Source organism: Streptomyces sp. DSM 116793 (assembly GCF_057320905.1).
This window is the reverse complement of sequence record NZ_CM170494.1, coordinates 1,907,322-1,921,644: the sequence shown is the minus strand read 5'-3', so window position 1 is coordinate 1,921,644 and position 14,323 is coordinate 1,907,322. Positions and strand designations below refer to the sequence as shown.

9 protein-coding genes and 1 pseudogene are annotated in these 14,323 nt (G+C 75.2%); 6 read left to right on the top strand and 4 right to left on the bottom strand.

Annotated features, from left to right (window positions below; all coding sequences use genetic code 11):
* Nucleotides 1-293 precede the first annotated feature (293 nt).
* Complete coding sequence (locus ACSMXW_RS08030) at nucleotides 294-1,007, top strand: SCO2400 family protein (RefSeq protein WP_485804776.1); 714 nt, start codon at nucleotides 294-296, stop codon at nucleotides 1,005-1,007.
* A 113-nt stretch (nucleotides 1,008-1,120) separates the two neighbouring features.
* Here the strand turns inward: ACSMXW_RS08030 and ACSMXW_RS08025 are convergent, their stop codons facing one another.
* Nucleotides 1,121-4,576 (bottom strand): NACHT domain-containing protein, encoded by a 3,456-nt coding sequence (locus tag ACSMXW_RS08025; protein WP_485804775.1) that lies wholly within the window; start codon nucleotides 4,574-4,576, stop codon nucleotides 1,121-1,123.
* 191 nt (nucleotides 4,577-4,767) lie between these two features.
* Nucleotides 4,768-5,208: pseudogene (locus ACSMXW_RS08020) on the bottom strand (MarR family winged helix-turn-helix transcriptional regulator); the annotation flags it as partial.
* Between the two features lie 205 nt (nucleotides 5,209-5,413).
* On the opposite strand from ACSMXW_RS08020, the gene ACSMXW_RS08015 reads away from it, so the two are divergent.
* The gene (locus ACSMXW_RS08015; protein ID WP_485804774.1) at nucleotides 5,414-6,454 is read left to right on the top strand and encodes an NADP-dependent oxidoreductase; all 1,041 of its coding nucleotides are present in this window, start codon (nucleotides 5,414-5,416) and stop codon (nucleotides 6,452-6,454) included.
* A gap of 611 nt (nucleotides 6,455-7,065) precedes the next feature.
* Entirely contained in the window at nucleotides 7,066-7,890 is an 825-nt protein-coding gene (locus tag ACSMXW_RS08010) for an EI24 domain-containing protein (RefSeq protein WP_485804773.1), read from the top strand.
* A gap of 261 nt (nucleotides 7,891-8,151) precedes the next feature.
* On the opposite strand, the gene ACSMXW_RS08005 is transcribed toward ACSMXW_RS08010, so the two are convergent.
* Nucleotides 8,152-8,799: a peptide deformylase gene (locus tag ACSMXW_RS08005; protein WP_485804772.1), complete on the bottom strand. Its 648-nt coding sequence runs from the start codon at nucleotides 8,797-8,799 to the stop codon at nucleotides 8,152-8,154.
* Here ACSMXW_RS08005 and ACSMXW_RS08000 point away from each other — a divergent pair.
* Both ACSMXW_RS08000 and ACSMXW_RS07995 read left to right on the top strand, forming a co-directional pair.
* Complete coding sequence (locus ACSMXW_RS08000; protein WP_485804771.1) at nucleotides 8,793-9,554, top strand: FAD-dependent oxidoreductase; 762 nt, start codon at nucleotides 8,793-8,795, stop codon at nucleotides 9,552-9,554. The two genes, ACSMXW_RS08005 and ACSMXW_RS08000, sit on opposite strands and share 7 nt — an antisense overlap.
* 262 nt (nucleotides 9,555-9,816) lie before the next feature.
* Nucleotides 9,817-10,632 carry an NAD(P)-dependent oxidoreductase gene (locus ACSMXW_RS07995; RefSeq protein WP_485804770.1) on the top strand — a complete coding sequence of 272 codons (816 nt, stop codon included), beginning with the start codon at nucleotides 9,817-9,819 and terminating at the stop codon, nucleotides 10,630-10,632.
* 57 nt (nucleotides 10,633-10,689) lie between these two features.
* On the opposite strand, the gene ACSMXW_RS07990 is transcribed toward ACSMXW_RS07995, so the two are convergent.
* Entirely contained in the window at nucleotides 10,690-11,271 is a 582-nt protein-coding gene (locus ACSMXW_RS07990; RefSeq protein ID WP_485804769.1) for a TetR/AcrR family transcriptional regulator, read from the bottom strand.
* A gap of 299 nt (nucleotides 11,272-11,570) precedes the next feature.
* On the opposite strand from ACSMXW_RS07990, the gene ACSMXW_RS07985 reads away from it, so the two are divergent.
* A complete protein-coding gene (locus tag ACSMXW_RS07985) occupies nucleotides 11,571-14,102 on the top strand; it encodes a beta-glucosidase (RefSeq protein ID WP_485804768.1) in 2,532 nt (843 codons plus the stop codon).
* Nucleotides 14,103-14,323 lie beyond the last annotated feature (221 nt).

Genomic DNA, 14,323 nt, shown 5'->3' with positions numbered 1-14,323 from the left:
GTAGCTCCCCAGTACTGCTCTCTGACGGCGCGTTGGCCGGCGGGCATGTTCGATATTTCGTCATTCGTTCGAAATGCTGGCGTGACAGTAGAGACGCAGTCCCCAGGGTGTCAATGGGTCGAACACCACCTGCAATGACACGGTGATGTGCGCCCGGCAGGGACATATCGCGATGTGAGGGACCTGTCACCGTGGTCCCGGGCCGCGACGCACCGGACGGCCGTCCCCCTGCACACAACTTTCACAGCCGTGGCTTTCTTCACGACACGCCCGGCCCCTAGCCTTCGACCGTCATGGACTACTGCCACCCGTGCCGCAGGCACCTCAACGGCGCCTATGCGTGCCCTGGGTGTGGGACGCCTGCCGAGGACTGCCGCGCCTACGCGGAGGCCCGCGCCGCCGAGGAGGCCGCGGAAGCCCCCTACGAGGAGGGGGAGGACGATCCGGAGACCCTCGACGAGGGCCGCCGGTCCCGCGCCGGCCGCAGGGCGGCGCACCGCCGCAAGCGCCGCAGGGTCCTCCTCGCCGGCGCTGGCCTGGTGCTCGCCCTGGGGGCGCTGAGCCTGGCCGAGGTCCATATCGAGACCCCGTTCAGGAGCGCCGACGACGCCTCGGCGCGGGACCGCTCCGACGCCACGCCCGGCACCACACCCGGCGACGGCACCTCCGGCACCTCCGGCACCTCGTCCACCGCCGCCGACCCGGTGGCCGGAGCGCCCTCCGCCACCTCGTCCGCGTCCGGGGCCGCGGCGGACGACGAGCGGGGCGGGGACGGCGGGGACGGCAAGGCCGGCCGGGCCGCCGAGGACGGGGACGGCGAGCAGAAGAAGGACGGCGGGGACGACGGCGGCCACCACCCGGCGCCCGGCGGCCCGACCTCCGCCCCCGGCACCCCCGGTGGCGGCTCCCACGACCCCTCGCCCGCCACGCCCCCGCGCCCCCCGTCCCAGCCCCAGCCGAGCCCGTCGGAGTCGTGCAGCTGGTTCATCGTCTACATCTGCGGCTAGGGACCGTCGGGCGCTGCCCGCCGGACGTCCCGGGCCCGGCGCCCAGTGCCGGACACGCTCCGGGACCGGCCGGGGGAGCGGATCCTGCCGGGCGTCGTCTGTCTCGACGTGGCTCATCTGCCGCGTGCCGTCTGGGTGTAGACGTCATTGACGATCTTCTGCGCGTCCGCCTTGTGCGCCTGCTCCGTGGCCGCCTGCATGGTGACCACGTAGACCCGCGAGCCCGCCGTGAAGGCCGTCACCATCCAGAGCTGGTACACATCGCCGACGGCGTGCCGGCGCGGCAGGGGCGTGCCCTTCCGGATGCGCTCCATGAAGAGCGTCCATCTGTCGTGCCGCCGGAGGCCCTTGTGGGGGCCCGGCATCGCGGACGCGATCCTCGTCAGCCGCTCGCCGGTGCAGTCCCCGGGACAGAGGCGCACATTGATCTCCACGCCCAGGTACGGGACCCGGGCCCCCTCGGGGGCGTTGTCGACGCACGTCCACCGGGCCCAGGCCACGCCGCCCGGAACGCATCCGATGTAGTTCGCCGTCGTGAAGTCGAACGGCAGGTCCTCGAACTCCCGCACCGCGAGCTGGGCGCGCTCCGCGTCCGTCCGGGTGGCTCCGGCCACGGACCGCTGACGGGCGTCCCCGTCGTAGGCCAGCCGGTACTCGGCCGGCAAATCGGAGCGGTGGATCGAGGCGAGCAGCCGGGTGTCCGTGAGCGGCTTGCCGTCCGGGCCCTTGGGCGCGGGCGCCAGCCGTGCGCGGTGCAGGGCGATGCGCATCAGGGCCTTGGCCACCGCCGAGGTGCGGGAGTCGTCGAAGCTGCTCCGCTCCTTGAACCAGAGCCGCAGGACGACGTTGTCGACACGCGTGTACAGGAAGGCGGTGGCGGCGGTCGCCGCCAGGCCCGATTCGTCGCCGAGCCCGGCGACCGGTCGCTGGTCCGGGGCGCGTACCTTCTCCCTGACGAACCGTCCGGCGTACCGCACGGCGCTCTCGCCGGGCCCGGCGGGCGCGGCGTCCGCGACCAGCGTCACGGTGGCGTCCGACAGCAGCGCCGACCGCTCCTCGAGGTCGCACCGCCGCCTCTCCTCGGACTTGGCGACGGGCTGCGCGAACACCGGCCGTAACGAGCCGACGGGCAGCAGCGTGCAGGCGGCGGGCACGGACCGGTACGGCCCCGCGGGGCCGGGCGCGTGCACCACGGCCGGCAGGCTCGCCAGCATGATCCCCAGGCCGGCCGCACTCGCGATCGTCCCACCGGCGTAGACGCGTGCCACGCCGCCCAGCCGCCGGGCCCGGTGCCGCCAGGCGGGGACGGCCCCCGGCTCCGCCCGGGCCGGCGCGAGCCTGTCGCGCAGCTCGATGTGCCGGAACCGGTACTGGCCGCCGGTCTGCCGCAGGACGCCGCGGTGGTGGGCGTCGCGCAGGAACGCCATCAGGCGCCAGGGCAGCCGCCCCCTCGCCGCGAGCCAGATCCGGGCCACCGCGAAGCGGCCCCATGCGGAGAGCGACAGGTGGCCCAGCAGCCAGACGGCCATCATGGCCAGGGTGCACAGCACGAGATCGGTGGCGTCCGTGACGTCCGCACCCCCGGCCAGACCCCACACCACGAGCATCACGGCCGGCGCGACCAGCGCCGCCTCGCAGGCGTCCAGGTACTTCTGCCGGGGCATCTCGACGGCGCCGAGCACGAGCGCCGCGCGGCGGTCCTGGCGCAGCATCTCCAGGGGCTCGGACGCCGCCGTGGGGTCGGCGGGCAGCCGGGCCACCCTCGCGAACCGGGTCGTCGTCAGGGCCACGCCGGCCTCCGCGAGAGACATCGCGCACCAGGCGAACGCGTGCGCGTGCCCGGCACGGAGAGGCCAGATGACGAGCAGCGCGGGGGCGCCCAGCCCGAGCCCCCACAGCAGTGTCGTCCGCCACGCCCCGCGCCGGGCCTCCCGCACCGGCCACACCAGGCGCGACGGAGGCGGGAACCGGCCCTCGGTCCGCCTGATCCGGGCCCAGTCGCCGACCAGCGCCAGCAGCGCGAGGGCCGCGTAGAGGAGCCACAGCGACCGGCCGAAACCGAGCTGCCGCACCACGAGCGTGGCGGCCGCCAGGGGCACCGCGGTGCCCACCGCGCGGACGGCGCGGGGCACCAGCTCGTCCAGCTGCCACCAGGCCAGGTCCTGCACCCGCCCCCTGCGCAGCGCGCCGGCCAGGAAGCCCAGCCAGGCCAGCGCCTTGTCCTCGGTCCAGCCGCGCGCCTGCCGTCCGCCGTCCGGGCCGGCCCGCCGGTAGACGGCCGACAGGAACCGGTCCAGCAGATGGCGCTCGATCGCCGAGCGGGAGGCGAACCTCTCCTCGTCCAGCAGGTCCCGCGGATCGGCGGGCGTGTCGCTGTACGCGGTCCGGGCCAGGCCCACCATGAGCGGGGTGCCGAGCACCTCGCGCAGCCGCCGCGCCGCGGCGTCGGCACCGGGGGAGCGCATCCGGTCCAGGACAGGGTCCCACTTGGTGACGCCCCTGCCTGATCCGTCGAGGGATCTGGCACGGGCGGTGCGCGGCAGGTAGGCGGCGACGGACGCGAACGTGAGCGGCTTCAGCTCCACCACCGTGGTGCCGGGCAGCACACCGTCGATCTCCTCGACGGCGGCGGCGTACGCGGCGGTCCTGCTGGTCAGCACCAGCCGTGCCGCCGGCCTGAGGCTCTCCCGCAGCTCGCGCAGCGCGCCGGCCTGCCGGCCCGCAGGCAGCTCGTCGAAGCCGTCCAGCACGGGCAGCAGCCGCCCCGAGCGGAGGAGTTCCAGGACGACGGCCCTGCGGTGGCCGGCCGAGGCGCCGATGGCGGGGTGCTCTTCGGCGACCCGGTCCGCGGTCCACGCCCACAGGCCGTCCCGCTGCGCGGCCCAGGAGGCGAGCGGCAGCAGGACGGGGACGGGCGCCCCGGGATCGGCCGTGCGCCGTTCGAGCAGGCCGCGGGCGAGACGGAGGGCGATGACGGACTTGCCCGCGCCGGGCCCGCCCAGCACGACCAGGCGCTGCCTCGGCAGCCCCGTGAAGAAGTCCGCCACGTCCTCGAACTCGCCCTCCGCAGCCCTCCCGTGCTCACTGGTGAGCCGGGCACGCGCGGCGGTCCAGCGGACCGGCAGCGGCAGTGGGTCGGTCGCCCGGGACGCCAGTTCCTCGCTCTCGTACCGCCTGCCGAGGGCGTGGCCGAGCCGGGCCGCGGCGCGGTCCAGCTCCTCGCCGGACAGCTCGGCGGGCCGCCGGCGGAGCGCCTCGAACCGCTCGGCCAGCGCCAGGTACAGCCCCAGAAGCACGGCGGCGACCGCGCCCAGCCGCAGCACGGCACGGTCACCCGGCGGCTGCCCCTGGGCGAGCACCGGCAGCACCACGGCGGCCGCCACGAGGGCGGCGACCAGCCCGTACACGAGCAGCGGGTGGCGGCGCCGACCGGCCTCGGGAGCCTCCGGGGGAGGGGAGATGTAGACCGTATGGGCCTGCACCACCGTGCCCTGCGTGCCCCCGCTGACCGTGTTGTGGACGGTGTCCGTCCGGCTCTCGTGCCCCACCGTACGTGCCCCCTCACGCATCGGCGATCCCCCGTGGCCCTATTGTGCCGTGGAGGTCCGGCAGACGTCAGCTCGGAAAGCGTCCGCGACGCCCGCGCTCAGGCTCCGGGGCCGACCCTCGCCGCCCGCGGGGCGTGCACGCCGTTCGACGTACCCGGCGCGATGCCCGACGCCCCCGGGCCGGGCGCGGTGCCCGACGGCGGCTCCTCTGCGGCGGACTCGCCCAGCATCCGCCGCAGCAGCCCGCGCAGCAGCATCCGCTCCTGCCGGGACAGGCCGGCCAGCGGCTCACGGGCGAAGTCGAGCGAGTCCCGCAGGCTCTGGGCGGTCCGCGCACCTTCACACGTGGGCGCGGCCAGCTTCACCCGGCGGTCCGCGGGGTCGGGGCGCCGCTCGACCAGGCCCCGCGACTCCAGGCGGTCGATGATGCCCGTCACGTTCGACGGCTCGCACTTCACGGCCCGCGCGATGCGCCGCATCGGCAGCGGCTCCGCCGCCAGCAGGCTCAGTATGCGGGCCTGCGCGCCCGTCAGCGCGTGGCGGGCCGCCGCCTGCTCGTACTCCTCGTCGCAGCGGGCCACCACACTGCCGATGAGGTCGACGACCTCCAGGGTCAGCGCGTCGGTCCGTGCGGGACGTGTCGGGCTGCTCATACCGGCAGGCTACCCAGTTACTTGAGATCATGAAATATCGCCGAGCATGGTGTTTCACGAACTGAAGCGTGTCGCCGGTGCGCCTGTGCCGCTCCGGACACCCGTTCACCATCGGAAAGCCGGTGCCGGCCGGTGAGTCCGCGCGCAGGGCCCGGGATACTCGGGGACACCCGAGGCAACCACGTCGTACAGGAGGCCGCCGACCATGTCCGGCACCACCCAGAACCCCGAGCAGCTCCCCGCCACCGGCCGTGCCTGGTACCTGGTGCGCCGCCCGAACGGCTGGCCCGTCCCCGAGGACTTCGCGCTCCGCGAGGTCCCGGTGACCGCCCCCACCGAGGGCCGGATACTCGTGCGCAACCTGCACTTCTCGGTCGACCCGTACATGCGCGGCCGGATGGACGACGTGAAGTCCTATGTGCCCCCGTACCGGCTCGACGCCCCCATGGACGGCGCCGCGGCCGGCGAGGTCATCGCCTCGGCCGCGGACGGCTTCGTCCCCGGCGACCTGGTGCTGCACGGCCGCGGCTGGCGGGAGTACGCCGATCTGGACGCCCGGGCCGCCACGAAGGCGGACACCTCGCTGGCGCCCCTCCCCGCCTACCTCGGCGTCCTCGGGATGACCGGCCTCACCGCCTACGCCGGCCTGACGGAGATCGCCTCGTTGCGGCCGGGTGACGTGGTCTTCGTCTCCGGCGCGGCCGGGGCGGTGGGCAGCGTGGCCGGGCAGATCGCCCGGCTCAAGGGCGCCTCCCGGGTGATCGGCTCGGCCGGCTCGGACGCCAAGGTCAAGCTGCTGCGCGAGGAGTACGGCTTCCACGCCGCGTTCAACTACAAGGACGGGTCCGTCGCCGAGCAGCTCAAGGAGGCGGCTCCGGGCGGCATCGACGTCTACTTCGACAACGTCGGCGGCGAGCACCTGGAGGCCGCCATCGGCCGGATGAACGTGCACGGCCGCATCACGCTCTGCGGCATGATCGCCCAGTACAACTCCACGGCCGCGACGGCCGCGCCGCGAAACCTCGCGCTCGCCGTCGGCAAGCGGCTCCGTCTCCAGGGCATGATCGTCACCGACCACGAGGCACTGCGGCCCCGTTTCGTGGCGGAGGTCTCCGGCTGGCTCCGTTCGGGCGAGCTGCGTCACCACGAGACGTTCGCCGAGGGCATCGAGAACGGCGTGGAGGCGTTTTTCGGCATGCTGCGCGGCGAGAACACGGGCAAGATGATCGTCAGCCTGGGCGGCTGAGGCCCGCCTCCGCGGCGCGCGGCACCTGACGGTGCGGGCTTTGTGGTCGTGCACCTGGCGGTGCGGGGCACCTGGCGGTGCGGGGGATCTGACGGTGCGGGGCACCTGGCGGTGCGGGCTTTGTGGTCGTGCACCCGGCGGTGTGGTGCGCCTGGCGGTGCGCCTCCGCTGTGGTGCGCCCGGCGGTGTGGTGCGCTTGGCGGTGCGCCCCTGCTGTGGTGTGCGCCTGGCGGTGCGGGCTCTGTGCGGTGTGCCTGGCGGTGCGGTGCGGGCGGTGTGGTGCGCCTGGCGGTGTGGTGCGCTTGGCGGTGCGCCCCTGCTGTGGTGTGCGCCTGGCGGTGCGGGCTCTGTGCGGTGCGCCTGGCGGTGCGGGTGTCGGGCGCGCGGGGATCGGTCGTGTCCGGCCGGTTCAGCACCGTCGGGCTGCTTTCGAAGTGGTTGCCCGCCGTCGTGGCGGAGTGCAGGGGCCGGGTTGCTTCGGCGCGGGGAAGGGGGGCGGGTCGTGGGCCGTTCCGCGTTGCGACATCTCGGCACGTTCTCCTCTGATGCCGTGCCGGCTCCCCACCGGCGACGGGGACGACGTCGTGGGCATTCCCGGTAGGGTGCCCGGCATGCGTGATCTCGGGGCGGGCTTCGGTTTCCTGGTGAAGGGGCAGCGGTGGGTTGCCGGGCACGGCAGGCAGTACGGCTTCGGCCTGCTGCCGGGGCTGATCACCCTGGTGCTCTACCTCGGGGTACTGGTCTGCCTCGCCGTCCGGGGCGACGACCTGGTCACCTGGGCCACGCCCTTCGCCGACGACTGGTCCTCGCCCTGGGCGGGCCTCTTCCGCGGCTTCCTCACCGCGGTGCTGTTCGCGCTGGCGCTGCTGCTCGCGGTGCTCACCTTCACCGCGGTGACCCTGCTGGTGGGCCAGCCCTTCTACGAGGCGCTGTCGGAACGCGTCGACCGGTCCGTCTCGCCGGACGGCACCGCGGCCGAGTCGCGGCTGCCGCTCTGGCGTGAGCTGTGGATCTCGGGCCGTGACAGTGTCCGCGTCCTGGTGCGGGCCACGCTGTGGGGGGTGCTGCTCTTCGCCCTGGGGTTCCTGCCGGTGGTGGGGCAGACCGTCGTGCCGGTGATCGGGTTCTTCGTGACGGGGTTCTTCCTCGTGGAGGAGCTGACGGCGGTGGCGCTGCAACGGCGCGGTGTCGAACTGCCCGACCGCCTCGCGCTGCTGCGCGCCCGCAAAGGCCTGGCGTGGGGCTTCGGCGCGCCGCTCGCCGCGGCGTTCACGGTGCCGCTGGTGTCGGTCTTCCTGATGCCCGGCGCGGTCGCGGGCGCCACGCTGATGGCCCGCGAGCTGCTGGGGGAGGAGACGGTGCCGGAGGGCGGGCGCGCCCGCGCGGACGCCCTCGACGCCCCGCCCGCCCCGCCGAAGGCCCCGCCTGCCGGCTGAGCTCGCAACCGAGTCCGCAACTCGCGGGGAGGCATCCCCGTAAGGGTGCACCACTCAGGGGCGCGGGGAACCGCGCGCCCAGCCACGACGAAACCGTCAGATCGCCACCGTCCTGGCGGGACGGCTTCTTCCGCTCCGCGCCCCCCGCCGGCAGGTGAACCGTGCCCGCGGGCCGGGGACGGAGGCCGCGGAGCCGGCGCATAGGGCCGGGCCCAGGGCCGGGGGCCGCCACACGCGAAGGAGGGCGCCCCTCCGCGCCCCTCAGCCGTCCACCGGAAGACTGAAGCCGAGCGCCCGGGCGGCGGTGTGCGGAGTGGGCTGCGCCCACCGTTCGGCGAGGGCCTCCTGGGTGGTGAGCGAGCGCAGCTCCGCGCGGTCGAGGTAGAGCGTGCCGTCGAGGTGGTCCGTCTCGTGCTGCACGATGCGCGCGGGCCACCCCGCGTACTCCTCGTCCACCTGCCGCCCCTGCTCGTCCTCGGCCCGCAGCCTGATCCGGGCGTGCCGGGCCACCACGGCCTGCCACCCGGGCACGCTCAGGCAGCCCTCGAAGAACGCGGCGCGCTCGGCGCCGGCCGGGCGGTACGACGGGTTCACCAGGACCCGGAACGGCAGCGGGACGCGCCCCCTGGCGTCCCGGACCTCCTCGCCGACCTCCGCCGGGTCCTCCAGGACCGCGATCCGCAGCGGAATCCCCACCTGCGGTGCGGCCAGGCCCACGCCCGGTGCGGCGTGCATGGTCGTGCGCATCGCCTCGATCAGCCGGTTCAGCAGGGGGGTGGCGAGCTGGCCCTCGTACGGGACGGCGGGACGGCGCAGTACGGGGTCGCCCGCGGCGACGATGGGGAGGGGGCCGGGGGTGCCCAGCAGTTCCTCGACGTACGCGTCGAGCGGCGGAAGCGCAGATGACATCCCGCCAGGATGCCATCCCCCGGCCCACCCCGCCCGAAGGTTCCCCTCCCACTCCACCACCACGGCACCGCGCCCGCGGCCACCGAATCGACGGCTGCGTCGGCACCCGGTTCGGCACCGGCGTCGAGGCGGTGACGGGGGAGTCGGGGCGGCTGCGGGTGACGCTCACCGACGGGACGGTGCTGCCCGCGGCCACCGTCGTCGTCGGCATCGGCGCGGTGCCCAACGACCGCTGGCTGGCCGGCTCGGGACTCCTCGTGGACGACGGCGTGGTCTGCGACGCGTACTGCCGCGCGGTGGACGTGCCCGGCGTGTTCGCGGCCGGGGACGTCGCCCGCTGGTACCACCCCGGCCACGGCACCCACCTGCGCGCAGAGCACTGGACCAACGCCGTGGAGCAGGCCGCCCGCGTGGCCCACACCATCGCCCACCCCGACGACCCCAGGCCCTACGCCCCCGTCCCCTATGTGTGGAGCGACCAGTGCGACTGGCGCATCCAGATCGCCGGCACCCCCGCGGGCGCCACCCGGCACACCCTCGTCGGGGACCTCTCCGGCCCCACGGCCCGCGCCGCCGCCCTCTACGCCGACGACACCGGCCGCCTGTGTGCCGCGGTCACCGTCAATTGGCCCCGGGCCCTGGCCGAATCCCGCCGCCTCCTCGCGACAGCCACCCCGCACACCGCAGCCGTCCACCACATCGGACAACTCGCGCCCGGAAAGGGCCGTGGGGGACTGCCCGCTCATCCCCGATGAGGCGGTCAGGCCGCCACCGTCCCCCGGGGCTGTTCCGGTCGTGTCCGGACCACCGGCCGGTGGGGCCGGTCGCGCAGCTCCCCGCGTCCCTGTCGGGGCGCGAAGCGCCGTCAAAGGGGCGCGGGGAACTGCGCGAGCGGCCACGACGAGACGGACGGGTCGCCACCGTCCCAAGGGGGGCATCGGGGCCGTGGCCGGGCCACCGGCCAGTGGAAGGGGCCCCTGCTTGCCCCACGCACCGCACCGTCCTAGCGTCAGCACCATGGACAAGATCGCATTTCTCGGACTGGGCCACATGGGCGCAGCCATGGCCCGTCAGCTCCTGGACACCGACCACCCGCTGACGGTCTGGAACCGCACCGCCGCCAAGACCGAGCCGTTCACCGCCAGGGGCGCGACGGCCGCGTCGAGCCCCGCCGACGCGGTCCGCGACGCCGACGTCGTCGTCACCATGCTCGCCGACGCGCCGGCCGTGAGCGCCGTCGCCGACGAGATCGTGCCCGTGCTGCGCCCCGGCGTGCGCTGGGCCGAGATGTCCACCATCGGCCCCGAGGCGGTGCGCGAGCTGGCCGGCCGGCTGCCCGAGGGCGTGACCCTGGTGGACGCCCCGGTGGTGGGCAGCACCGACAAGGCGGAGGCGGGTCAGCTCGGCATCCTCGCGGGCGGCGACGTGTCGTCCGTCGAGCCGGTGCTGTCCCGCTTCGGCACCCTCACCCGCACCGGCCCGCTCGGCTCGGGCGCCGCGCTGAAGCTCGTCGTGAACGCCTCGCTGCTGGGCGGTGTGGCGCTGGTCGCCGAGGCGCTGGCGCTCGGGGACGCCCTCGGCCTGCCCGAGGACACGGTCCGCCGCACGCTGGAGTCGGGCGCGCTCGGCGGCGCCGTGCCCCGCGCGTTCGCCGAGGGCCTGCACTTCGACATGGCCCTGGCCCGCAAGGACGCCGAACTGGCCACCGGAGCGGCGGAGCTCCCGCTCATGGAGGCCATCAGGCGGCACTACGCCTCGGCCGCCGAGCAGCCCGGCGCGGCCCACGAGGACATCGTCAGGATCGTCCCGCACATCCGCGACCGGAAATCCTGAGCCCCGCCCCGGGGCAGCGCCACGCGTGGTGCCGGGACGGGGGCGGAGGCCGCAGCCTCAGCCCCCGTCCCCGGGCCTGCCCAGCAGGGCCAGGAAGTCACGGAACGCCCCGGGCATGTCCACCGCCTCGGGGTCGAGCAGCCACTGGTACTGCAGCCCGTCCATCACCGCCACCAGCAGCGGCACCGCACGCTCCGGCGTCAGCCCGCCGGGCAGCTCGTCCCCGCACTCCGCGCGCAGCATCTGGGCCATGCTGGCGCGCAGCCGCGCATAGCGCTGGGTGAAGAACGCGCGCGCCGGGTGCTCCTCGGTGACGCTCTCGCCGAGCAGCGCGGAGAACGCCTGCACGATGCCGGGGCGCATGGTGTTGTACTCCACCAGCGAGGCCAGCAGGTCGAGCCGCCACTTCCCCTCCGGCACCGCGTCCCACTCGTCCCGCTTCTCCAGGACGGCGACCAGCAGCGCCTCCTTCGTCGGGAAGTAGTGCAGCAGGCCCTGCTGGGTGAGCCCGACCCGCTCGGCCACCGCGCCCAGCGTCGCCCCCCGGTAGCCCCGCTCGGCGATCACCTCGAAGGCGGCGCGCAGGATCTCCGCGCGCCGCTCGTCCCCCCTCGCCGACCTGCTCACCCTGGCCGCCATGCCGCCGACGCCTGCCCTTCGCGTACTGCCCCGTCGCTCCTGTGGCGCGCGCCCGGTGCGGTGGTCCGCCGCTCTGCCCGGGGCACGCGCCGCCCGTCGGACCGACCGTACGGCATCTTGTGATAACAGCAGGATAACGAAACCTACCGATCTACAGGTAGTGCGGGCAGGATGGGGAGGGAACGGGAAGGACCGGAGAGGGAACGGTCAGCGCCCGGACACCGAGGCCGGGCGCCCGGACGCCGGCGAGGGCGATCCGGACGGCACGTCAGCGGATGCGACCCACAGGAGGCACCTCCATGGCCCAGACCCCGGCCGACCAGGCGCGCGAGGCGGTCGTCGAAGCCGCCCTCGGCAGGCTCGACCTCGACAGCAAGGCCCGGCTGCTGGCCGGCCGGACCATGTGGTCGCTGCCCGCCCTGCCCGGGATCGGCCTCGGCTCGCTGGTGATGTCGGACGGCCCCGTCGGCGTGCGCGGGGTGCGCTGGACCGCCGCCGACCCCTCCATCGCGCTGCCCTCGCCGACCGCGCTCGCCGCCTCCTGGGACCAGGACCTGGCGCGCCGGGCCGGCCGGCTGCTCGCCCAGGAGGCGCGCCGCAAGGGCGTGCACGTGCTGCTCGCGCCCACCGTCAACCTCCACCGCTCACCACTCGGCGGCCGCCACTTCGAGGCCTACAGCGAGGACCCGTACCTCACCGGCGTGATCGGCACCGGTTATGTGCAGGGCGTGCAGTCCGGCGGCGTCGGCACCACCGTCAAGCACTTCGTCGCCAACGACGCCGAGACCGACCGCTTCACCGTGAACAACGTCGTCTCCGAGCGGGCCCTGCGCGAGCTGTACCTGGCCCCGTTCGAGGCCATCGTCAGGGACGCCCGGCCCTGGGGGCTGATGACGGCCTACAACACCGTCAACGGCACCACGATGACCGAGCACCGCCCGCTGGTGGAAGGCGTGCTCCGCGGCGAGTGGGGCTTCGACGGCGTCAACGTCTCCGACTGGACCGCGGCCCGCTCCACCGCCGGCACCATCAACGGCGGGCTCGACCTCGCCATGCCGGGACCCGACACCGTCTTCGGCGAGGCGCTCGCCGCCGCCGTGCGCGCCGGCGAGGTCGAGGAGGCGACCGTCGACGCGGCCGTGCGCCGGGTGCTCAGGCTGGCCGCCCGGGTCGGCATCCTGGCGGGCGCCGAGCCCGCCGTGCCCGAGGACGCCCTGCCGCCCGCCGTGGACGGCGAGGCCCTCGCCCGCGAGATCGCCCGCAGCGGCTTCGTCCTCGTTCGCAACGCACCCGTGCCGGCCGGACCGGAACGCGGCGCACCGGACTCTCCCGCGGGGCAGGAGGGGGCCCCGCGGGAGCCCACCGCCCGGGCGCTGCCGCTCGACCCCGCCCGGCTGCGCAGCGTCGCCCTGATCGGCGCCGCGGCACGCGACGCCCGGGTGCTCGGCGGCGGCTCCGCCACCGTCTTCCCCGACCACGTCGTCTCCCCGCTGGACGGCCTGAGGGCCGCGCTGCCCCAGGGCGCCGTCAGCTGGTCCCCGGGCGCCGACCTCAGCGAGGAACCGGCCCCCGCCGACAAGGGCTTCGAGCTGCGCGCCGTCTGCCGCGACGCCCGGGGCACCGTGCTCGGCAGCGCCCCGATGCCCACCGGGCAGCTCCAGTGGATCGGCGACGACCTCCCCGACGGCGTCACGTACGAGGCCCTGCACAGCATCGAGATCACCGGCACCTTCACACCGCGCGAGAGCGGCGAGCACCTGCTCGGCACCCGCGGCCTCGGTGCCTTCACGCTCAGGGTCGGGGGCGAGGTGGTGTACGAGGGCGCCCAGGAGCCGGGGGAGGTCTCCGACCCGTTCGAGGCGTTCTTCGGGGTGCCGCTGGAGCGCGCCCGGGTGCCCCTGACCGCGGGCGAGCCCGTCGAGGTCTCCCTGCGCAACACGCTCGACAAGAAGTACGCGCCGCCGCTGCCCGGCGTCGTCTTCTCACTGGTGCACCTGCCGCCGCGGCGGGACGCGGACGAGCTGATCGCCGAGGCCGCCGAGGCGGCCCGCGGCGCGGACGCCGCCGTGGTGGTCGTCGCGACCACGGAGCGGGTGGAGTCGGAGGGCTTCGACCGCGCCGACCTCGCCCTCCCCGGCCGCCAGGACGACCTGGTCCGCGCGGTCGCCGCGGCCAACCCGCGCACGGTCGTGGTGGTCAACGCCGGCTCGCCCGTGGAGCTGCCGTGGCGGGACGAGGTCGCCGCGGTGCTGCTGAGCTGGTTCCCCGGCCAGGAGGGCGGCGCGGCCCTCGCCGACGTACTGCTCGGCGCCGCGGAGCCGGGCGGCCGGCTGCCCACCACGTGGGGTCCGCTGCGGGACGCTCCGGTGACCCAGGTCACACCCGTGGACGGCGAGCTGCCGTACCGGGAGGGCGTCTTCATCGGCTACCGCGCCTGGCAGCGCTCCGGCCGCACCCCCGTCTACCCCTTCGGGCACGGCCTCGGCTACACGGACTGGACGTACGAGTCGATCGACGTCACGGACGGCACGGCCACCGTCCGGCTGCGCAACACCGGTGAACGGACCGGGCGCGAAGTCGTCCAGGTCTACGCCGGGCCCGTCGACCCCGGCGAAGGGGAGGCCGAGCGGCCCGCCCGGGTGCTGGCCGGCTTCGCCGCGGTGACCGCGGAGGCGGGCGAGCGCACCGAGGTGAGCGTGGCGCTGCACCCGCGTGCCTTCCAGATCTGGGACGAGCGGGCCGGCGGCTGGGCGGTGGTGCCGGGCGCGTACACCGTCGAGGCGGGCCGCTCCGTGGGCGACCTGCGCGTGGCCACGACCCTGAGGCGCTGACCGCCCTCACACCCGGCGGCCCACCGGCCGCCCCCGGAACCCGGGCCCCGGAACGGCACCTGACGGCCGCTCCGGGGCCCGCGGCTCACGGCCGCCCCCGCCCCCACGGGACATCGTTCGATATGCGGCTCCGCCACGCGGGCGCGACCAGCCCCCACCGGCCGGTGGTCACCAGACGACCGCAAGGCGCTCGGCCGGGTGGCACGCCACGGGCGCACCGT